The organism is Streptomyces sp. NPDC046335 (assembly GCF_055587985.1).
In genome coordinates this window covers 2,936-23,023 of sequence record NZ_JBVJFF010000017.1, presented here as the reverse complement: position 1 = coordinate 23,023, position 20,088 = coordinate 2,936, and the positions used below count along the sequence as shown (strand labels likewise).

Below are 20,088 nucleotides of genomic sequence, written 5' to 3'. Positions count from 1 at the left end.
CGGCCCGGTGGCCCGGCCCCGGGGGAGGAGGCGGACCCATGCACCTGCTCGACCTGCTCGCGGCCCGGCAAGGCCCGCCGCCCTCCTCATGACGCTGACCAGGCGGTGCCCGCTGTCCTGCGCGCACTGCTCCACCGCTTCCGCGACGGACTTTGAACCGCTGCTCAGGCCGCGCCTGGTCACGAAGCTCGCCGAGAACCGGTTCTACCGGTTCTCAACCCACTGTTCAGACGGACGGAAGCACCCCGTCGGGACGATTTCGCAGCGCGAGTGCCGCAGGCAGAGCGGTGGAAATCAGTGCCAATGCGGCAACTCCCGCGAGGATGAGGGAGTAACCGAGCGGTGGAATGCTGAAATCGGTGGAGCCGGTCAGCGCGCCGTTCGCCCCCGCGAGCCCCGTGACGGCGATGGCCGTTCCCGTCGCGGCCCCGATGAGCACCGCGATGAGCGTCTCCAGATACAGCATGGCGGTGATGTGCCGCGGGCCGGCGCCGAGCAGGCGCAGCAGCGAGACCTCCTTGGCCCGCTCGGCCGTCCCCATGAGCAGCCCGTTGATCATCGACACCGCGGTGAAGAGCACCAGGACGGACAGCACGAGATACGTGCCCGTGGTGTTCTGCGCCAGCGAGGTGCGCAGGCCGTCGGCGTACTCGTCGACGCCGGTCACCTCGACGGTCGGGTGGTCCTTCACCAGTGCGGCGGCCGCCGCGCGCAGCCGATCGCCCTGGCCGGGAGCGGCGCGCACCAGGACCGAGTCGGCCAGGTCCTCGTGCAGATGCGGCCGCAGGTAGCGCTCGGACAGCAGGATGTCGCCGAGCCCCAGCGGCCGGTCGAAGACGGCGCCGACGGTCAGCTCGACCTTCGTGCCGTCACCGAGCCAGCCCTCGAAGCGGTCCCCGACGTCGAAACCGCGCTGCTTGGCATAGGTGCGGCTCACGGCCGCGGTGCCGTCCCGCTCCAGGCTCCGCAGCGAACCCTCGCGCAGCCCCAGGTCCATCACCTTGCCGGCCGCGGCGGGGTCGAGCGCCTGGGCGCCCAGGACGTCCGGGGTGCCGAGGACGTCGGAGATCACCGTGGTGGAGCGGGTGGCCGCCACGGCGCCCACCCCGTCCAGGCCGCGCGCCGCCTCGGTCACGTCGCCCGGCAGCCCCGGTGAGTCCCGCGGCGTCAGCACCAGGTCGGCCTGTGTACGGCGCTCGGTCTGCTCGGCGGTGATGCGGTTCAGCGAGCCGGTGACCAGCAGTACCGTGCAGGCCATCGCCACCGTGAGCATCAGCGCCGAGGCCATGGAGGCCACCCGGCGCACCGAGAACCGGGAGTTGGCGTGCGCCAGCCACCCCGTCACCCCGCCGAGCGCCGACACCAGCGCGCCGAGCGGCGGTTCGAGCACCCGGGCGATGAGCGGCCCGAGGAGGGCGGCGGCGGCCATCAGGAGCAGCACGATCAGGTACTGGAAGGCGACCCCGACCTCGCCGCCGATGTGCTGCGTGGCGAAGAACAGCGCGATGCCACCGCCGAGCGGCAGCAGCGCGAGCAGCACCCGGGTGACGGTGACCGGCCTGCGCGGGGACACCGCCTCGCGCAGGGCGTCGGCGGGCCTGATCCGCGAGATCCGCCCCGCCGCGGCGAGCGCCGCGAGCAGCGCGAGCAGCAGGGTGGCCGCCGCCGCGAGCAGGAACGGCAGGGGGCCGAGATGGAGTTCGTACGCCTCTGGGGCGGTGCCGCCCTGCCGCAGACGGTCCAGGATCAGGCCGGAAAGGGGTACGGCGAGCAGGAAGCCGGGCAGCAGACCGGCCGCGGCGGCGAGCATGGTCTCCGTGGCCACCATCCGCCTGACCTGCCAGGACGTCGCGCCCACCGCGCGCAGCAGGGCGATCTCCTGGGTGCGTTGCAGCACGCCGAGCGCGATGGTGCCGCCGAGCACGAACACCGCGAGGAAACCGCCGATGCCCGCCATGGGCCCGAAAAGCAGCGTCGTCGAGGCGAGCCGCTCGGTGGTCTCGGGCGCGCCCGCCTTGGCGCGCGCGTCACCCGTCAGCACGTCCAGACGCGGCACGTCCAGGGCTTCGCGCACCCGCCGCTCCACCGCGTCGGCGGACATCCTGTCGGCGAACACCCCCGCGTAGGCGGCCTTCCCGCCGGCGTCCGCGAGCCGCTCGGCCGTCTCGGCGGCGAAGAACAGCGAGGCCTGGTCGGGGAGCCCGTCGCGCCCCCGCGGCTTGGCGGTCCCCGAGATCCGGTAGGCCGCCGCGCCCTCGGCGGTGACGATCCGTACCTCGTCGCCGACCCGGTGGCCGCCCCGCGCGGCGGTGCCCGCGTCGAGGACCACCTCGTCGTCAGCGCCCGGCGCCTTCCCCGAGGCCAGGGTGAACGGCGTCAGCGCGGCGGCCTCCCACGCGTGCCCCTCGGTCACGCCGTCGTCGGGCCCCGCCTGGGCGGTGCCGTCCTTGGTGACCGCCTGGGCGTAGAAGGGCGTGTCCGTCACCACGCGCCGCACCCCGGGCACCTCGCGCACCCGCTCCACCTGGCGCTCGGTCAGCCGGGGCGCCTGGTCGAGCGGATAACTCTCGTGGTCGACGTTCTGCCCCGAGCCGGTGCGGATCACGACCTCGGGGTCCATCCGCACCACGGCCGTGGTGGCGCCGAACCGGTCGGCCTCCGGCGCCGACCGCAGCCCCGATTCCACCAGGATTCCGCAGGCGGCGACCAGCATGGCGGCCATCGCGGCGGCGCAGAGCGCGCCGACGAACCCATACCGGTGCCGGCGGATGCCCGTGAGCGCGAGCTTGAGCACCTCAGGACCCCAGCCGCGACATGCGCTCGGAGACGCGCTGCGCGCTCGGCCGGTCCATGGCGTCGACGACGGTGCCGTCGGCGAGGAAGAGGACCTGGTCGGCGTAGGACGCGGCCTGCGGGTCGTGCGTGACCATCACCAGCGTCTGGCCCGTGGTGTCGACGACCTCGCGGAGCAGCTTGAGCACGTCCTGGCCCGAACTCAGGTCGAGGGCGCCGGTCGGCTCGTCCGCGAAGATCACCTCGGGCCTGGTGACCAGGGCGCGCGCCACCGCGACGCGCTGCTGCTGGCCGCCGGAGAGTTCGGCGGGCCGGTGCCGCAACCGGTCGGTGAGCCCGGTCCGCGTGATCACGTCCCGCATCCAGTCGCGGTCGGGACGCCGCCCGGCGAGCCGGAACGGCAGCAGGATGTTCTCCCGCGCGGTCAGCGACGGCACCAGGTTGAACGACTGGAAGACGAACCCGATCCGTTCCCTGCGCAGGATGGTCAGCTTCCGCTCCCGCATCCGGCTGATGTCGGTGTCACCGAGGTACACCTGGCCGGAGGTGGGCCGGTCGAGCCCGGCCGCACACCGCAGCAGGGTGCTCTTGCCGGAACCGGAAGGGCCCATCACCGAGGTGAAGGACCCGGCGGGCAGCGCCACGGAGACCGCGCGCAGCGCGTGCACGGTGCCGTTGCCGTGTCCGTAGGTCCGGGTCACTTGGTCCAGGCGCAGGGCGGAGCGCGTCAGCGGCGTGGACCGTCGTGCCTCCTGATCGGGCAGGGTCATGGGGATGTCCTCCGGAGTGGGTACGTTCACGGGGTCGGGTCACGGAGCAGCCGCGCGGCCGGTATCAGCGCGGCCACCAGCGCCAGCAGGAGGGCACCGGCACCGGCGCCGACGAGGAACAGCGGGGGCCCCGCGAGGTCGACGCGGCCGCTCAGCGCCAAGGCCTCCTCATCACGCCCACAAGGATCACGTGACGCCCTGTCCAAAACCTGTCCGTCCGATGTCCCCGCAGCGCGGGCGGCGGACAGGCGGCCCGCCGCGAACGGCGGACAGGCTGTCCAAAGAACCGGTGGCACCCCGCCGCGCGGCGTGATCCGATGGCGGCCATGCAGTTCGAGTTACTGGGTGAGCTTGTGGTGCGCGACGAATCCGGGCGGCTCGTGCCGGTCCCGGGAGCGCTTCAACGGGCACTCCTTGCCCTGCTGTTGCTCTACGCCCCCTCCGCGGTGAGCGGAGGGCGCATCCTCGCCGAGCTGTGGACCGGGACACGCGCCAAGGACCCCACCGCGGCCCTGCACACCGCCGTCGCCAAGCTGCGCCGCGCCCTGCACCCGCACGCCCCCGGCCTCATCGTCACCGGGCCCGCGGGCTACCGCCTCGACCTGACGGGGCACACCTTCGACGTACGGCGCTTCGAGGCGGAGCTCGCCGCCGCGCGCGTCAGCGGCGGACCCGACCGGCGGGCCGCCGCCCTGCGCGAGCTGCTGCGCGGACACCCGGGGCCGCCGCTCGCCGGGCTGCCCCCGCTGCCCTTCGTCCAGCAGGAGCGGGCCAGGCTCGACGCGCTGCGCCTGACCGCGCTGGAACAGCGCGCCGAGGCCGAACTCGACGTCATCGCGCACATGGCGGCGCCCTGCACCGAGACCGACCCGCCCGCGCTCGTCGAGGAGTTGCGCGCCGCCGTGCACGAGGCGCCCGACCGGGAGTGGGTGCGCGCCCTGCTCATCAAGGCCCTGCACGCCAGTGGCCGCCAGGCCGAGGCGCTGGAGGTCTACCGGGTCGCGCGCGCCGACCTGCGCGAGCGGCTCGGCATCGAGCCGGGCCCCGAACTGCGGGCCGCGCAACGGGAAGTCCTCGGCTCCGCCTCCGTCCGCACCGTGCCGGGGCCGGTTGCTCCGCCGCCGCCCCGGACGCCGCGGTCGCCCGCGCCCGTGCCCGATGCCGCCCCTGAGGAGCACTTCGTCGGCCGCGGCGAGGAACTGCGGGAGCTGCCCGCGCGCCTGGCCTCGCCCGGCCTCGTGACCGTCGTGGGGGCGGCCGGTCTCGGCAAGACGAGGCTGGCCCTCGCCGTGGCGGCGCGCGAGGAGCAGGCGGGCGCCGAGGTGTGGCGGGCCGACCTGGTGCCCTGCGTGCCGGGAGGCGTCACCGCGGCGGTCGCCGACGCCATGGGGGTCTCCGTCGGCGGGCTCGGACCGCGCGCCGCCCGCCGGCGGATGCGCGCCGCCGCCGAGGGGGCCGGGCGGCCCCTGCTGCTGCTCGACAACTGCGAGCACGTCCTCGGCGACGCGGGGGAGGTGGCCGCCGGGCTCCTCGCCGACTGCCCCCGGCTGCGGGTCCTCGCGACCAGCAGGGAGTGCCTGGGCGTCGCGGGCGAGACTCCGTACGCCCTGCGCCCGATGAGTGAGGACGACGCCGCCCGGCTGTTCCGCACCCGGCTGCACCGGCTCTCGCCCGGGGCCGCGGAGGCCGCGCTCGACCACGAGATCGGTGAGGTCTGCGCGGCCGTGGACCGCATGCCGCTCGGCATCGAACTCGTCGCGGCCAAGGCGGCGACCGCGCCGCTGGGTGCCATCGCCGGCCAACTCCGCGCCCGGCGCGGCTCGCTGGACACCCGCCTGTGGTCGTCCGACGCCCGCCACACCACGCTCCGTGCGGCCGTCGACTGGAGCTACCGGCTCCTCGCCCCCGACGAGCGCGCCGTCCTGCGGGCGGTCTCCGTCTTCGCGACCGGATTCACCGCCGAGGCCGCGGCGGCGGTCGCGGGCCCCGGCGCGCCCGCGACGCTGGCCTCCCTCGCCGGCAAGTCCCTGCTGGTCTTCGCCCCCTCGGCGGACCGCCCCACCTACCGGATGCTGGTCTCCGTACGCCAGTACGCCCGCGACGCCCTGGCCGAGAACGGCGAGGAACACACGGTCCTCGGCCGCCACGCCCAGTGGGTCGCCGCCCTCGCCGAACGCACCGCCCACCGCATGCGCACCGGCGGCTTCCGCGAGGCCTACGCGGAGATGAGCGCGGCGACCCCGGAGGTCACCGCCTGCCTGGACTGGCTGCAAGGGGTGGGAAGCGCCGACGCCTCCCACACCTCCGACGCCCTGCTCGCCTCCCGCATCGCGACCAGGCTCGGCCTGTACTGGACCGCCGCGGGCCGCCAGGCCGAGGGCCGCGAACGGCTCGCCCGCGCCCTGGAGACCACCGGCCCGCAGGCCCCCTGGTACGCCGAGGCCCTGGCCTGGTGCGGCTGGCTCGGGGTCAACATCCGCCAGGACCGCGGTGACGAGGAGCTGCTGCGCCGGGCGGTGCACGCGGCCGAGGAGGCGGGGGATGCGGCCGTGGTGGCGTTCGTGGGCGCCCTCGCCCTGACCGTGCACGTGCGCCAGGAGCGGCTGACCGAGGCGCGCGCGGTGGCCGACCGCACCGAAGCCGCCCTCGACGCCTACCGGCACGGCTGGGAGACCGGCATCTGGCAGCTCTTCCACAGCGAACTCCTCGTCGCCGAGGACCGGGCGGGCCCCGCGCTGACCGCAGCCGTCACCGCCAGGGAGCTCCTGACCGGCGTCGACCCGCACTCGGCGGGCACCGCGCGGATCATGAGGGGCATGGCCGAGGAGCGCCTCGGGGACCGTGGCGCCGCCCTGCGCTCCTGGCGGGACGCCCACCAGGAGTTCCTGCTCATCGGCTCCGAGCACGAGGCCGCCTGGGTCAAGGTCCTGCTCGGCTACGCGGCCGTCGGCGACCGGGACACGGCGGCGGCCGAGGCGTTCGCGCAGAGCATGGAGGCGTACGCCAAGGACACCGGCGAGGCCTACCTCCAGGCCAAGACGGCGACGCTGCGGGCCCTGGTCGCGGGCGCGCGCGGCGACCTCGACAACGCCGAGCGGTTCCACCTGACGGCCGTCGCCGCCTACCAGGAGGGGAACCGCCCCGAGTGCGTGGCCCATGAACTCGCCCTGCTCGGACGGCTCGCCGCCGAGCGCGGCGACCCGGTCCTCGCCCGCATCCGCTGGGCGCACGCGCTGCGCGCCGCGAAGCTCTCCGGCCGCGCCTACGCGGAGATCCTGCCGCTGCGCGGACTCGTCGGGCTCCCGCAGGACGACCCGGAGGCGGCGCGGGAGCTGCGCGCCCGCCTCGACGAGGTGCTGCGCGACGCGCCGCCGCCCCGCAGCACGGAGTGCCCCTTCCACCTGGCGGTGCCGGGGGCGGCCGGGCCCCTGCCTGCCGCTCCGGCCTCCCCCCTCCTCGGCCGGCTCACTGACTGAGGCGTCAGTCAGTACCGCAACGTCGCCCATTTATCCCAGGTCAGGCCACATTCTCGTACCGGCATGTTGTGATCGTCGCAACGCGTCTGTACGGTGGCTCACCATGCAGTCAGAGCAGCGGGACGCTGTCCCCGAGCGTGTGCGCAAGGTGATCGCCGACGCCGGCGTGAGCCAGCGGGAGTTCGCGCGCCGGATCGTCATGGACCCCTCCAAGCTGTCCCGCTCCCTGGGCGGCACCCGCCGCTTCACCGCAGCCGAGCTGTCCCGCATCGCCGCCACCGGCGGGGTCGACGCGGGCTGGCTCCTCGGCACGCCCACCGCCGCGCCCGCGGCCCGGAGCCGGCGCGCCAAAGGGCCGTCGCCCGAGGGCGGCAGACCCTTGCAGATCGTGCGCGAGACGGTGCGGCTCATCGCCGAGCACGGCTTCCACGCCGTACGCGTCCAGGACATCGCCGAGGCCTGCGCCACCAGTACCGCCGCCATCCACTACCACTTTCCCGGCCGTGACGACCTGCTCGAAGCCGCGGTGCGCTGGTGCATGGACGAGGACACCGCACGCCGGGCCGCCCGGGCCGCGGAGGCCGCCGACACCGCCGACGAGCTGCGCCAGCTCATCGAGCTCCAGATCCCCCGCACCCCGCAGCAGCGCTGGCAGTGGAGCGTCTGGCTCGACCTGTGGGCGGAGGCGGCCCGCTCCACCGCCGTGGGCCGGCTGCACGCCGAGTACTACCGGCAGTGGCGCGCCACCGTCGCCGACGTCCTGCGGCGCGGCACCGCCGAGGGCGTCTTCCGCCCCGCCGACCCAGAGGCCGCCGCGCTGCGCCTGACCGCGCTGATCGACGGCCTGGCCACGCAGGTGCTCGCCTCGGGCCCCGACGCGCCGGGCACAGGACCCGACGCCATGCACGAGGCACTCACCGCCTACGTCGACGCCACACTGACCGCGCACTGACCTCTCGTACGACCACGCCCCCCGTACACAACACCCCACCCCCGAGGGAGAGTTCCGCATGCCCGTGAACGACAACGTGATCATCACCTGCGCCCTGACCGGCGCAGGTGACACCGTCCGCAAGAGTCCGCACGTCCCCGTCACGCCCGAGCAGATAGCCACCTCCGCCGTGGAGGCCGCCGAGGCGGGCGCCGCCGTCGTGCACATCCACGTCCGCGACCCCGAGAGCGGCGCCCCCTCCCGCGACCCGCGGCTGTACCGCGAGGTCGTCGAGCGCATCAAGGAGACCGGCACCGACGTCGTCATCAACCTGACGGCGGGCATGGGCGGCGACCTCGTCATCGACCCCGACGAGCCGCTCAAGCACCTGCCGGGCACGGACCTCGTCAGCGGCCTCGACCGGCTGCCGCACGTCGAGGACCTGCTCCCCGACATCTGCACCCTCGACTGCGGCTCGCTCAACTTCGGCGACGGCAGCAACCTCTACGTCTCCACCCCCGACATGCTCCGGCAGGGTGCCAAGCGCATCCAGGAGCTGGGTGTCCGGCCCGAGCTGGAGATCTTCGACACCGGGCAGCTCTGGTTCGCCAAGCAGCTCCTCGCCGAGGGGCTCCTCGACGACCCCACCGTCTTCCAGCTCTGCATGGGCGTTCCGTGGGGCGCGCCCGCCGACCCCGGTGTCCTCCAGTCCATGGTCAACATGCTCCCCGAGGGCGCCCAGTGGGCCAGCTTCGCGCTCGGCCGCATGCAGATGCCGTGGGTCGCCCAGTCCATCCTGCTCGGCGGCCAGGTCCGCGTGGGCCTTGAGGACAACCTCTACCTCGGCAAGGGCAACAAGGCCACCAACGCCCAGCTCGTCGAGCGCGCCGTGCGGATCACCGAGAACCTCGGGTCGCGCGTCGCCACGGCCGACGAGGCCCGCCAGAAGCTCGGGCTCAAGCCGCGCGTGTAGTCCCCGCTCCCCGGCAGGCCACGAAAGGAACCCCCACCATCATGACCACGATCAACCCCGAAGAGGTACGCCGCGTAGCCTGCGTCGGCGCCGGCGTCATAGGCGGCGGCTGGGTCGCGCACTTCCTGGCGCGCGGCTATGACGTCACCGCCTGGGACCCCGCGCCCGACGCCGAACCGCGCCTTCGCCGGCTCGTCGAGGCCGCATGGCCCGCGCTCACCCAGCTCGGTCTCGCCGAAGGCGCCTCGCAGGACCGCCTCACGGTCACCGCCACGCTCGAAGAGGCCGTCGCCGACGCCGAGTTCGTGCAGGAGAGCGCCCCCGAGAAGCTGGAGCTCAAGCGCGACCTGCTCGCGAAGCTGGACGCCGCCGCCCCGGCCGGGACCGTCATCGCCTCCTCCACCTCCGGCTACCCGATGACCGACATGCAGACCGAGGCGGCCACCCCCGGGCGCCTCGTCGTCGGCCATCCCTTCAACCCGCCCTACCTCATCCCGCTCGTCGAGGTCGTCGGCGGCGAGCGGACCGACGCCGAGGCCGTCGCATGGGCGTCCCGCTTCTACGAGGTCGCGGGCAAGTCCGTGATCACCATGAAGAGCGAGGTGCCGGGCTTCATCGCCAACCGCCTCCAGGAAGCCCTGTGGCGCGAGGCGCTGCACATGGTCGCGAACGGCGAGGCCACCGTCCAGGAGATCGACGACTCGATCACCGAGGGCCCCGGCCTGCGCTGGGCGTTCATGGGCCCCATGCTCACCTTCGCGCTCGCGGGCGGCGAGGGCGGCATGGCCCACATGCTCGACCACTTCGGCCCGTCCCTGAAGTCCCCCTGGACACGCCTGGAAGCCCCCGAACTCGACAAGAAGCTGTACGACGCCGTGGTCGCCGGATGCGACGAGGAGGCGGCGGGCCGCACCATCGCGGACCTGGTCGCCGAGCGCGACCAGGGCGTCATCGACGTCCTGCGCGCCACGGGCCGGCTGCCGCGGCGGCACGAGGAGGCGAAGTGAGCCTGCCCCTGCTCCACCGCGACGTCCGCGCCGAGTGGATCGACTACAACGGCCACATGAGCGAGGCCTTCTACGTCCTCGTCTTCGGCTACGCGACCGACACCATGATGATCGAGACCGGCCTGCACGCGGGGTACCGCGAGTCCACGGGCTGCTCCCTCTACACGGTCGAGGCACACATCCGGTACCTCAGCGACGTCCCCGAGGGCGCCCACCTCGCCGTCCGCACGCGCATCCTGGGGGCCGACGCGAAGAAGGCGCGCTTCACGCACGAGATGTACGTGGTGGAGGAGACCGGCGCCGAACCCGCCCCGGACGCGGCCCCCGTGGCGACCACGGAGCTGCTGGCCCTGCACGTCGACCAGAACGCGGGCCGCGCGGTCCCGTTCCCGGCCGAGATCCGCGAACGCCTGACGGGCCTTGCGGAGGCGGCACCCGAGTGGGCGGGCCGCTCGATCGCCGAGGTGCCGAAGCCCGCCTGAGGGGCGCGGGGCGACAGCGTCACCGATCGAGCCCCTTGTGCGCGGTCTCCGGAAGGCGCAGGTAGACGGCGGAAGAAGCGAGGCAGAGCACGGCCACGTACCAGGGAAACAGCCCCGGAGACCCGATCTCCTTGAACAGGGTTCCCACGTACGGGGCCGTGCCGCCGAACACCGCCACGGTCAGCGAGTACGGAAACCCGATCCCGGCCGCCCGGACCCGCGCGGGAAAGACCTCCGCGTTCACGGCGGCCGAGATCGACGTGAAGCCGGTGAGCAGCACCATGCCCGCACACTGCACGAGCAGCAGCGAGGCGAACGACCCGTCGAGCAGCGAGAGCAGCGGCACGCTCAGGACGGCGAAGCCGACGCCGAAGAAGAGCAGCAGCGGGCGCCGCCCGACCCGGTCGGAGAGCAGCCCGCCGAGGGGCTGGAGCACGGTGAAGAACGCGAGCGACAGCGTCCCGGCCAACAGCGCCTGGCTCTTGCTGATGTCGGTGTTCAGCTCGGCGTACGTCGGCAGGTACGACGTCCACGTGTAGTACGCGATGGTGCCGCCCGCGGTGATGCCGCAGATCAGCAGCGACTGGCGCGGATGGTGCCGCAGCGCGTCGAAGAGCCCCGGCCGCTCGGCCGCGTCGGCGGGCGGCCGGTGCGTCTCGTGCGCACCCTGCCGGATCCAGAACCCCACCAGGCTGAGCAGCGCGCCGAGGACGAACGGCAGCCGCCAGCCCCAGCCGTCCATCTGCCCGTCGGAGAGCGTGGCGACGAGGAGGGCGGCGACGCCGGAGGCGGCGAGCTGGCCCACGCTGGTGGAGACGTACTGGAAGCTGGAGAAGAGGCCGCGCCTGCCGGGGCCCGCCGACTCCACGAGGAACGTCGTCGAGGCGGCGAACTCGCCGCCCACGGAGAGCCCTTGCAGCAGCCGCGCGAGGACGAGGACCACCGGGGCGAGCACGCCCGCGGAGGCGTACGTCGGGGTCAGGCCGACCAGCAGGCTGCTGCCGCCCATCAGCAGGATGGTGACGGTCAGCGCCGCGCGCCTGCCGCGCCGGTCGGCGACCGCGCCCATGAGCAGCCCGCCGACGGGCCGCATGAAGAAGCCGACCGCGAAGACGGCGAAGGTGGAGAGCAGCGGCACCAGGGAGTTGCCCGAGCCCTTGGGGAAGACCTGGCCGGCGATGTACGTGGCGAGGAAGGTGTACGCGTACCAGTCGTACCACTCCACCGCGTTGCCGACCGAGGCGGCGAGGAGCTGCCGTACGGGGCGCCGCGGGGCGGGGTCGGCGGTGGTCACCTGCTGGACGTGCTGTGTCATGATCACGACCATCCCCGCATCGGCGGCGCCCCACACGTACCGTCCGTCTGGCGGACGGGGGGCGGCGGATCAGCCGGTCGTCGGCTTGTACGAGTACACCGTCGTCGTCACCAGGCACGGCGCAGGCGGCACCACTTCCACCCGCAGCGTCCGGCGCGCGGAGTCGTAGTCCACGCCCTCCGTCTCGAACGAACCGGAGCAGACGCTGCGCTGCGGCGACGCGAAGAGGCTGGAGACGCGGCCGGTCACGGGCCTGCCGTCGAGCGCGCGGTCCAGGTCGACCTGGAGGACGGGCCGGTCCTCGGGGAAGAGCTGCTTCGACGCGTCGTTGGACGCGCACACCAGACGCGTCGCCGAGGCGAAGTCGCAGCCCTGGATGTCCCGCACCGGCTTGTCGAGCGTGATCTGCCCGGCCTGGGCGAGGGTGCCGCCGGTGGGCGGGGTGGCGGAGTTGAGCAGCGGCGCGGGGAAGACCTGGAGGCGGTTCTGGTCGCCCCACTCGCCGGAGACCAGCCACTGCGCGTCGGGCGAGACGGCCGCGAAGGAGTTGTTGAGCTTCTCGCCCGCGTCGAGCGGATGCTCGTAGAGGTAGCGCTCGCCGCCCGGTGTGGTGACGGCGTACATCTTCGACCTGGCGTCGTCACCGCCCTGGTAGGCGTCGAAGGTGTGGCCATCGGCGATGTCCGGGTCGCCTATGTGGTTCCAGCCCTTGACGCGCAGGTCCAGGGGTATCGAGGCCAGGCCTCTGTAGAGCAGGCCGCCGTCCGCCTTGCTCGCCAGTCCCTGGCCGCCGGTGAGTGAGCCGACCTTCGCGGTGCCCGACTCCTGCCAGCCGCCGGGTGAAACGGGGGCGGCGGATGCGCCGCCGCCCGTCATCACCGCCAGTGCGACGGCGCCGAACAGGGCGGTTGATGCCTTCCAAAGGGTCATCGGGGCGCTACCTCCGTGGGGGGTCGAAACGCTGCGGCGTCATCGTACGTAACGTGAGCCCCGGCGATACCGGTCCGACGGAAGGCGGTTCAGACGTGCAGCTCACCATCCTGGGCGGGGGAGGGTTCCGCGTGCCGCTCGTGTACGGGGCGCTCCTCGGCGACCGTGCCGAGGGCCGCGTCACCGAAGTCGTCCTGCACGACCTGGACGCGGGGCGGCTCGACGCCGTCGCCCGCGTCCTCGCCGAGCAGGCCGCCGGGGTTCCCGACGCGCCCGTCGTCACCGCGACCACCGACCTCGACGAGGCGCTGCGCGGCGCCGACTTCGTCTTCTCCGCGATCCGCGTCGGCGGCCTCGAAGGACGCGCCGCCGACGAACGGGTCGCCCTGGCCGAGGGCGTCCTCGGGCAGGAGACGGTGGGCGCGGGCGGCATCGCGTACGGGCTGCGGACCGTGCCCGTCGCGGTGGACATCGCGCGCCGCGTCGCCAGGATCGCCCCCGACGCCTGGGTCATCAACTTCACCAACCCGGCGGGGCTCGTCACCGAGGCCATGTCCCGGCACCTCGGGAACCGCGTCATCGGCATCTGCGACTCGCCCGTCGGCCTCGGCCGCAGGGTCGCCCGGGTGCTCGGCGGCGACCCCGACGAGGCGTTCATCGACTACGTGGGGCTCAACCACCTCGGCTGGCTGCGCGGGCTGCGCATCGCGGGCCGGGACGAACTGCCGCGCCTGCTGGCCGACCCGGCTCTCCTCGGCTCCTTCGAGGAGGGCCGCCTCTTCGGCACGGAATGGCTCCGGTCACTCGGCGCGATCCCCAACGAATACCTGCACTACTACTACTTCAACCGCGAGGCGGTGGCCGCCTACCAGGCTGCCGAGCAGACCCGCGGCGCCTTCCTCCGCGACCAACAGGCCCGGTTCTACGCCGAGATGGGGCGCCCCGAAGCCCCGGCGCTCCGGACGTGGGACGCCACCCGCGCCGAGCGCGAGGCGACGTACATGGCGGAGAACAGGGAAGCGGCGGGCGTGGGGGAGCGGGCCGAGAAGGACCTGGAGTCCGGCGGGTACGAGCAGGTCGCCCTCGCGCTGATGCGGGCCGTCGCGCGCGACGAGCGGACCACGCTGATCCTCAACGTGCGCAACGGCACGACGCTGGCCGCCCTGGACGCGGACGCCGTCATCGAGGTGCCGTGCTCCGTCGACGCCAACGGCGCCCACCCCATGGCGGTGAGCCCGCTGCCGGGCCACGCCACGGGCCTGGTCTGTTCGGTCAAGGCCGTGGAGCGGGAGGTGCTTGCCGCGGCGGACAGCGGGTCGCGCGCCACGGCCGTCAAGGCGTTCGCGCTGCACCCCCTGGTCGACTCGGTGGCGGTGGCGCGCCGCCTGGTCGAGGGCTACCGGGAGGCGCATCCGGGGCTCGCGTACCTGCGCGCCTGACGGGCGGACCTGGCCCCCGGGCGGCGGGCGCGGCCTGCGATGATCACAGGATGAGTCCCGTCGTCTCCATCGGTGCCGCCGCCCGCCGCCCCTGCACGCTCGTCGTGTGCCGGGGCTGCTGCTGCGGCGACGCCCGCAAGAACCCCGGCATCGACCACGCCTGGCAGCTGGAGCGGCTGCGCTCCGCGGCGGCCGCGTCGCGGGGCCGTTTCAAGGTCCGCACGAGCGACTGCCTCGGCCCGTGCGGCCAGGCCAACATCGTCGTCGTCCAGCCGTCCCACGAGGGCCGCAGAAGAGGCGGCCGGGCGGCCTGGATCGGCTTCGTCACGGACGAGGAGTCGCTCGACGGAGTGCTCACCTGGGCCGAGGCGGGCGGCCCCGGCCTGGCGAAGCCGTCTCCGGCGCTGGAGCTTCAGATGGTGGACCCGAGGCAGGTGTGACGGCCCGCGGCGCCCGCAGCCGCGTCCCTGGCCCGCGCTATCGCGGCGCCGCCCGGCTCCGCGATGGTTCTTCCTGCCTCACTCGGGCCAGGACCGGCCGACGCGGCGCTCTCGTCCTCACAGCCCCACGGCCCCGTCGATCCTTTCCCGCAGCAGATCGGCGTGGCCGTTGTGGCGCGCGTACTCCTCGACCATGTGCACCAGCACCCACCGCAGCGAGATCGCGCCGAGCCAGGGGTCCTGGCCCTCGACGTCGAGGCCGGCGGCCTCCTCGGTGAACCTCTCCGAGAACGAGACCTCGGCGCGCCACGCCTCCCAGGCCGCGGCGACCGCCTCCGGCTCGGCGACCGCGTCGTCGAAGTCGGCGTCGGCGTTCTCGGGCGTGGCGTAGAGGGGCGGCGCGTCCTGCTCGGCCAGGCCCTGCCGGAACCAGCGGCGCTCCACGTCGGTGAGGTGCCGGACCAGGCCGAGCAGCGAGAGCGCGGAGGGTTCGACGGAGCGCCGGGCCAGCTCCGAGGCGAGTCCGGCGCACTTGATCTCCAGCGTCGCGCGCTGGGTCCGCAGGATCGCGGTGAGCACGGCGCGCTCGTCCCCGGTGGTCGGGGCGCCGGACCGGGGGTCGGGCCCCTGGCCGGTGAAGAAGGCGGTGCGTCTGCTTGATGTCATGCCTCATCCAAACTCACGCCGGTGTCAGGCGTCTTGGGGACCCCCCACCACCTCGCCCCGCTCGCGCAACGCCCTGTACAGCGCGTCCACGAGGTGGTAGCTGCGCAGGTCCTCGCCGGACGTCCCGGCGCCCATGCGGTTCATCACGTACGCGTAGGCGACACGGTTCTCCGGGTCCGCGAAGCCGTAGCTGCCGCCCGCGCCGCCGTGCCCGAACGCGCGGGGGTTGGGGCCCGCCTGCCCGTACCGGTTGAGCATGTAGCCGAGGCCCCAGGGCCAGGCCGCGCCGAACGGGCTGCCCGCGGCGAGCACCAGGTCCGGTTCGTCGCCCGCGCTCTGCGAGGTGCGCAGCCGCTCCACCGCCCCGGCGGTCAGCAGCCGCCCGCACGCCAGTTCCGCGTAGACGGCGGCCATGCCGCGGGCGGTGGCGTGGCCGTTGGCGGAGGGTATCTCCGCGCGGCGGTAGGCAGGGCCGTTCACGTCGCCGAGCGGAAGGTAGCGCATGGCCAGCGTGAGCGGCGCCATCGGATGCTCGTCGAGCCCGCCGACCGGCGGCTTCGGGGCGTCGCCGAAGACGGTGGCGCCCGGCGCGGCCCCCACGGGGCGTGCCATGTCCGCACACCGCCCGTGCTCGCTGTCCGGGGTGCCGACCCAGACGTCGGCGCCCAGCGGCCCGGTCACCTCCGCCCGCAGGAACGCGCCGAGGGAGAGCCCGCTGATCCGCCGCACCACTTCGCCGACCAGGAAGCCGAAGGTCACCGCGTGGTAGCCCTGCGCGGTGCCGGGGCGCCACCACGGTTCGGTGGCCGCGAGCGCCTCGGTGACCTTCTCCCAGTCGTACACGGCGTCGGACGGCATCGGCTCGCCCGGTGCGATCAGCCCGGCGCGGTGGCTCAGGAGCCAGCGCACCGGGATGCCGGCCTTGCCCGCCTGGGCGAACTCCGGCCAGTAGCGGGCGACCGGGGCGTCCAGGTCCAGTTCACCGCGGCGCACGAGCAGATGGGCGCAGAGCGCCGTCAGGCCCTTCGTCATGGAGTAGGTGTTCACCAGCGTGTCGCGCTCCCAGGGGCGGGTGCCCGTGCGGTCCGCGTCACCGCCCCACAGGTCGACGACGGACTCCCCGTCGACCGACACGGCGACGGCGGCTCCCAGGTCGCCTCGCTCGGCGAAGTTCCTGGCGAACTCCTCGCGGACGGGTTCGAAGCCGGGGGCGCAGGTGCCGTGGACGCGTACGGACATGGAGTCTCCTTGGCGGTGGGCCGGGCCGGACTGCATCGTCCCGCATGGTTGCCTCCGGCACCTACCCCCGGGAGCCGTCTCCCGCGCCCCCGGATGTGAGGGTGCCGTGAAAGAGCCGCCCTGCGCGCAGGCGCGAAACCGCCCACATCGGACCGGGGGTGCCGCGGTACCCGGGCCCGGCATGACGCCCGGCCGAAGACGTGACTCCCGGCGCGGCGGTCCTTGTGTCCCCCGCGTCAGAGGTTGGACTTCTCTTCACACGCCCGTCACTGACCCTTCCGTAACGCTTGCTCCCCTTGGCACACTTCACCCGCTCGCGTCCCCCACGAAAACACGAGGTCGGAATATCCATGCCTGAACTCAATCGGCGCCGCTTCATGCAGCTGACCGGCGGCACGGCGGCCTACGCCATGCTCAACCAGAGCATCGCGCGCGCCGCCTCGCTGCCCGCGAAGCGCGCCACCGGCACCATCGAGGATGTCGAGCACGTCGTGGTCCTGATGCAGGAGAACCGCAGTTTCGACCACTACTTCGGGACGATGAAGGGCGTACGCGGCTTCGGCGACCCGCGTCCGGTGACGCTGCCGGGCGGCAAGCCGGTCTGGAACCAGCCGAACGGCGCCAAGGAGGTCCTGCCGTTCCACCCGGACGCCGAGGACCTCGGCATGCAGTTCATCGCGGGCCTCGACCACGACTGGGCGGGCGGCCACAAGGCGTTCAACAACGGCGCGTACGACCAGTGGATCCCCGCGAAGTCCGAGCGGACGATGGCCTACCTCGAACGGGACGACATCCCCTTCCACTACGCGCTCGCCGACGCCTTCACGGTCTGCGACGGCTACCACTGTTCGTTCATCGGGGCCACCGACCCCAACCGCTACTACATGCTCACCGGTCACGTCGGCAACGACGGCAAGGGCGGCGGCCCGGTCCTCGGCAACCAGGAGGCGGGGTACGACTGGACGACGTACGCCGAGCGCCTGGAGCGGGCGGGCGTCTCCTGGAAGGTCTACCAGGACATCGGCGACGGCCTGGACGCCGGCGGCCACTGGGGCTGGATCGATGACGCCTACCGGGGCAACTACGGCGACAACTCCCTGCTGTACTTCAACAAGTACCGCAACGCCAAGCCCGGCGACCCGCTGTACGACAAGGCCCGCACCGGCACCGACGCCAAGGCGGGGGACCGCTACTTCGACATCCTCAAGGCCGACGTCAAGGCGGACAAGCTGCCGCAGGTCTCCTACGTCGCGTGCCCCGAGGCCTTCACCGAGCACCCCAACTGGCCGGTGAACTACGGCGCCTGGTACATCGCGCAGGTCATCGACGCGCTCACGTCGAACCCCGAGGTCTGGGCCAAGACGGCGCTGTTCGTCACGTACGACGAGAACGACGGCTACTTCGACCACATCGTCCCGCCGTACGTCCCGAAGGACGCGAACCAGGGCAAGTCCACCGTCGACACCACCCTCGACTACTTCCCGGGCAACGCCTCCTACGCGGCCGGCCACTACGGCCTCGGCCAGCGCGTGCCGATGATCGTCGTCTCGCCGTGGAGCACCGGCGGCTTCGTGAACTCCGAGGTCTTCGACCACACGTCGATCATCCGGTTCATGGAGCGCCGCTTCGGGGTCGAGGAGCCCAACATCTCGCCGTGGCGCCGCGCCGTCTGCGGCGACCTGACCTCCGCCTTCGACTTCAGCGGCAAGGACACCGACCCGGCGGGGCTCCCCGACACCGCGGCCTACGAGCCGCCGGACAACGACCGCCACCCCGACTACGTCCCCAAGGCGCCCGCCGATCCGACGCTGCCCAAGCAGGAGCGCGGCTCACGGCCCGCGCGCGCCCTGCCGTACGTCCCGCTGGTGGACGGCGCCGCCGACGTCGCCGCGGGGAAGTTCACGCTGACCTTCGGCGGCGGCGACAAGGCGGGCGTCTGCTTCCACGTCCGCTCCGGCAACCGCACCGACGGCCCCTGGACGTACACCACCGAGGCGGGCAAGACCCTCTCCGACACCTGGAACTCGGCGTACTCCAACGGCTCGTACGACCTCTCCGTCTTCGGGCCCAACGGATTCCTGCGCACCTTCAAGGGACCGAACAAGAAGGCGGGCCCCGAGGTCATCGCCCGCCACGACGGCACCACCGGCAACATCAAGCTGACCTTCAAGAACGCGGGCAGCACCGACGTGCACCTCAGGCTGACCAACGCCTACGGCGGCGCCGCCCAGACCTTCAAGGTCAAGGCGGGCGCCACGGTCCGGCACACCGTCGAGCTGCGCCGCACCAAGCGCTGGTACGACCTGACGGTGAAGTCCGACACTGACGCGGGCTTCCTGCGGCGATACGCAGGCCACGTCGAAACCGGCACCCCGGGCATCAGCGACCCCGCCCTGACCACCACCTGACGCCCACCGCCCCCCCGCCCCCGCTTACCTCGCCGCGGGGGCGGGGGGAGCCGCATCGCGGTGGTGGAGTTGCGGGAGGCGGTCGGAGTGCTGCGGGTCGATGTCGGTTTTTAGCGGGAAGGGTCTTGTGCACGGGGCTGGCGGGATGTGTGTGGCCGGAAGGTAGGGTCTGCCGGGTGACGACGCATTCGAACACCCCTGAAGGCTGGTACGCGGACCCCCAGGGCGCGGCTCAGCTGCTCCGCTGGTGGGACGGATCCCAGTGGACCGAGCACACCAGCCCCGGCCCGCAGGCCGGCCAGGTGCAGGCGCAGCCCCAGGCCCACCAGCCGCAGGCCCAGCCGGTGCCGCAGCAGTCCGCGCAGCCGCAGGGGCAGTTCGGGCAGCCGCAGGCGCAGTTCCAGGCCGCGCCCGTGGCCGCCGACCCGGCGAAGGTGCAGCGCCAGGTGCAGCAGCAGGCGGGCGTGGCGCCGAGCGGGCAGGGCGGCGGCACGCTCTTCACCGAGCCGGTCCTTGTGGTGAACCAGAAGGCCAAGCTCATCGAGCTGACCAACGAGTACAGCGTCATGGACCAGTCGGGCAACACGCTCGGCACGGTCGTGCAGGTGGGCCAGAGCACGCTCAAGAAGGTCGCGCGCTTCGTCTCCAGCGTCGACCAGTTCCTGACGCACAAGCTGGAGATCCGCGACGCCTACGGTCAGCCGCAGATGCTCCTGACCCGCCCGGCGAAGTTCATGAAGTCGCGGGTCGTCGTCGAGCGCCCGGACGGACAGCCGATCGGCGAGATCGTCCAGCAGAACATGATCGGCAAGATCAACTTCGGCATGATGGTGAACGGCCAGCAGGTCGGCGCGATCAAGGCGGAGAACTGGCGGGCGTGGAACTTCGCGATCGTCGACCACGCGGACAACGAGGTCGCCCGGATCACGAAGACCTGGGAAGGCCTCGCGAAGACCATGTTCACCACCGCGGACAACTACGTCCTGCAGATCCACTACCAGCTTCCCGAGCCGCTCCTGAGCCTGGTCGTGGCGACCGCCCTGACCGTCGACACGGCCCTCAAGCAGGACTCCCGCGGCTTCGGGTGACCGGACCGCTCACGGCGACGGCGTCGGGGGGGGGCCCCCCCCCCGGGGGGGGGCAGAACAACTTCCTTCCGCGTCTTTCCCCCCCCCCCCAAGGCGCAAAGAGTAAAGTCACAGGGGTTCTCCACCCTCCA

16 protein-coding genes are annotated in these 20,088 nt (G+C 73.1%); 9 read left to right on the top strand and 7 right to left on the bottom strand.

Translation table 11 applies throughout. From position 1 onward, the window contains the following. Positions 1-226 precede the first annotated feature (226 nt). From ACZ6JY_RS34440 to ACZ6JY_RS34430, 3 genes are read right to left on the bottom strand one after another with little or no spacing between them, the layout of a single operon-like run. Positions 227-2,794, bottom strand: coding sequence for an ABC transporter permease (locus tag ACZ6JY_RS34440; protein WP_469202384.1), 2,568 nt, complete (start codon positions 2,792-2,794; stop codon positions 227-229). 1 nt (position 2,795) lies between these two features. Next, positions 2,796-3,563 (bottom strand): ABC transporter ATP-binding protein, encoded by a 768-nt coding sequence (locus ACZ6JY_RS34435; protein WP_469202382.1) that lies wholly within the window; start codon positions 3,561-3,563, stop codon positions 2,796-2,798. Between the two features lie 26 nt (positions 3,564-3,589). Next, complete coding sequence (locus tag ACZ6JY_RS34430; protein ID WP_469202380.1) at positions 3,590-3,724, bottom strand: hypothetical protein; 135 nt, start codon at positions 3,722-3,724, stop codon at positions 3,590-3,592. Between the two features lie 165 nt (positions 3,725-3,889). On the opposite strand from ACZ6JY_RS34430, the gene ACZ6JY_RS34425 reads away from it, so the two are divergent. The 5 genes from ACZ6JY_RS34425 (at position 3,890) to ACZ6JY_RS34405 (ending at position 10,432) form a co-directional block, all read left to right on the top strand. Continuing rightward, positions 3,890-7,039 (top strand): AfsR/SARP family transcriptional regulator, encoded by a 3,150-nt coding sequence (locus tag ACZ6JY_RS34425; RefSeq protein ID WP_469202378.1) that lies wholly within the window; start codon positions 3,890-3,892, stop codon positions 7,037-7,039. Between the two features lie 103 nt (positions 7,040-7,142). Beyond that, positions 7,143-7,991, top strand: a complete 849-nt coding sequence (locus tag ACZ6JY_RS34420; protein WP_469202376.1) for a TetR/AcrR family transcriptional regulator — start codon at positions 7,143-7,145, stop codon at positions 7,989-7,991. A gap of 58 nt (positions 7,992-8,049) precedes the next feature. Next, positions 8,050-8,943 (top strand): beta-keto acid cleavage family enzyme, encoded by an 894-nt coding sequence (locus ACZ6JY_RS34415; protein ID WP_469202374.1) that lies wholly within the window; start codon positions 8,050-8,052, stop codon positions 8,941-8,943. Between the two features lie 41 nt (positions 8,944-8,984). Further along, a complete protein-coding gene (locus ACZ6JY_RS34410; protein WP_469202372.1) occupies positions 8,985-9,950 on the top strand; it encodes a 3-hydroxyacyl-CoA dehydrogenase NAD-binding domain-containing protein in 966 nt (321 codons plus the stop codon). After that, positions 9,947-10,432 (top strand): thioesterase family protein, encoded by a 486-nt coding sequence (locus ACZ6JY_RS34405; RefSeq protein WP_469202370.1) that lies wholly within the window; start codon positions 9,947-9,949, stop codon positions 10,430-10,432. The genes ACZ6JY_RS34410 and ACZ6JY_RS34405 overlap by 4 nt, the downstream gene beginning before the upstream one ends. 19 nt (positions 10,433-10,451) lie before the next feature. On the opposite strand, the gene ACZ6JY_RS34400 is transcribed toward ACZ6JY_RS34405, so the two are convergent. Continuing rightward, positions 10,452-11,747, bottom strand: coding sequence for an MFS transporter (locus tag ACZ6JY_RS34400; protein ID WP_469202368.1), 1,296 nt, complete (start codon positions 11,745-11,747; stop codon positions 10,452-10,454). A 69-nt stretch (positions 11,748-11,816) separates the two neighbouring features. Further along, a complete protein-coding gene (locus ACZ6JY_RS34395) occupies positions 11,817-12,677 on the bottom strand; it encodes a hypothetical protein (protein ID WP_469202366.1) in 861 nt (286 codons plus the stop codon). A gap of 95 nt (positions 12,678-12,772) precedes the next feature. On the opposite strand from ACZ6JY_RS34395, the gene ACZ6JY_RS34390 reads away from it, so the two are divergent. Both ACZ6JY_RS34390 and ACZ6JY_RS34385 read left to right on the top strand, forming a co-directional pair. Further along, positions 12,773-14,116 carry a 6-phospho-beta-glucosidase gene (locus tag ACZ6JY_RS34390; RefSeq protein ID WP_469202364.1) on the top strand — a complete coding sequence of 448 codons (1,344 nt, stop codon included), beginning with the start codon at positions 12,773-12,775 and terminating at the stop codon, positions 14,114-14,116. 50 nt (positions 14,117-14,166) lie between these two features. Then, positions 14,167-14,556, top strand: a complete 390-nt coding sequence (locus ACZ6JY_RS34385; protein WP_469202362.1) for a (2Fe-2S) ferredoxin domain-containing protein — start codon at positions 14,167-14,169, stop codon at positions 14,554-14,556. A gap of 117 nt (positions 14,557-14,673) precedes the next feature. Here the strand turns inward: ACZ6JY_RS34385 and ACZ6JY_RS34380 are convergent, their stop codons facing one another. After that, on the bottom strand, positions 14,674-15,222 hold the full coding sequence (locus tag ACZ6JY_RS34380) for a DinB family protein (protein WP_469202360.1): 549 nt from the start codon (positions 15,220-15,222) through the stop codon (positions 14,674-14,676). Positions 15,223-15,246: 24 nt separating this feature from the next. Then, entirely contained in the window at positions 15,247-16,461 is a 1,215-nt protein-coding gene (locus tag ACZ6JY_RS34375) for a serine hydrolase domain-containing protein (protein ID WP_469202357.1), read from the bottom strand. Between the two features lie 350 nt (positions 16,462-16,811). On the opposite strand from ACZ6JY_RS34375, the gene ACZ6JY_RS34370 reads away from it, so the two are divergent. Next, complete coding sequence (locus ACZ6JY_RS34370) at positions 16,812-18,869, top strand: phosphocholine-specific phospholipase C (RefSeq protein WP_469202355.1); 2,058 nt, start codon at positions 16,812-16,814, stop codon at positions 18,867-18,869. 176 nt (positions 18,870-19,045) lie between these two features. Continuing rightward, on the top strand, positions 19,046-19,957 hold the full coding sequence (locus ACZ6JY_RS34365; RefSeq protein WP_469202353.1) for an LURP-one-related family protein: 912 nt from the start codon (positions 19,046-19,048) through the stop codon (positions 19,955-19,957). The last annotated feature ends 131 nt before the right edge of the window (positions 19,958-20,088 follow it).

Bases quoted from the DNA above. Each gene is read 5' to 3' on its own strand.
- ACZ6JY_RS34435 (WP_469202382.1), bottom strand. From the start codon at position 3,563: ATGACCCTGCCCGATCAGGAGGCACGACGGTCCACGCCGCTGACGCGC.
- ACZ6JY_RS34425 (WP_469202378.1), top strand. From the start codon at position 3,890: ATGCAGTTCGAGTTACTGGGTGAGCTTGTGGTGCGCGACGAATCCGGG.
- ACZ6JY_RS34420 (WP_469202376.1), top strand. From the start codon at position 7,143: ATGCAGTCAGAGCAGCGGGACGCTGTCCCCGAGCGTGTGCGCAAGGTG.
- ACZ6JY_RS34415 (WP_469202374.1), top strand. From the start codon at position 8,050: ATGCCCGTGAACGACAACGTGATCATCACCTGCGCCCTGACCGGCGCA.
- ACZ6JY_RS34410 (WP_469202372.1), top strand. From the start codon at position 8,985: ATGACCACGATCAACCCCGAAGAGGTACGCCGCGTAGCCTGCGTCGGC.
- ACZ6JY_RS34400 (WP_469202368.1), bottom strand. From the start codon at position 11,747: ATGACACAGCACGTCCAGCAGGTGACCACCGCCGACCCCGCCCCGCGG.
- ACZ6JY_RS34395 (WP_469202366.1), bottom strand. From the start codon at position 12,677: ATGACCCTTTGGAAGGCATCAACCGCCCTGTTCGGCGCCGTCGCACTG.
- ACZ6JY_RS34385 (WP_469202362.1), top strand. From the start codon at position 14,167: ATGAGTCCCGTCGTCTCCATCGGTGCCGCCGCCCGCCGCCCCTGCACG.
- ACZ6JY_RS34380 (WP_469202360.1), bottom strand. From the start codon at position 15,222: ATGACATCAAGCAGACGCACCGCCTTCTTCACCGGCCAGGGGCCCGAC.
- ACZ6JY_RS34375 (WP_469202357.1), bottom strand. From the start codon at position 16,461: ATGTCCGTACGCGTCCACGGCACCTGCGCCCCCGGCTTCGAACCCGTC.
- ACZ6JY_RS34370 (WP_469202355.1), top strand. From the start codon at position 16,812: ATGCCTGAACTCAATCGGCGCCGCTTCATGCAGCTGACCGGCGGCACG.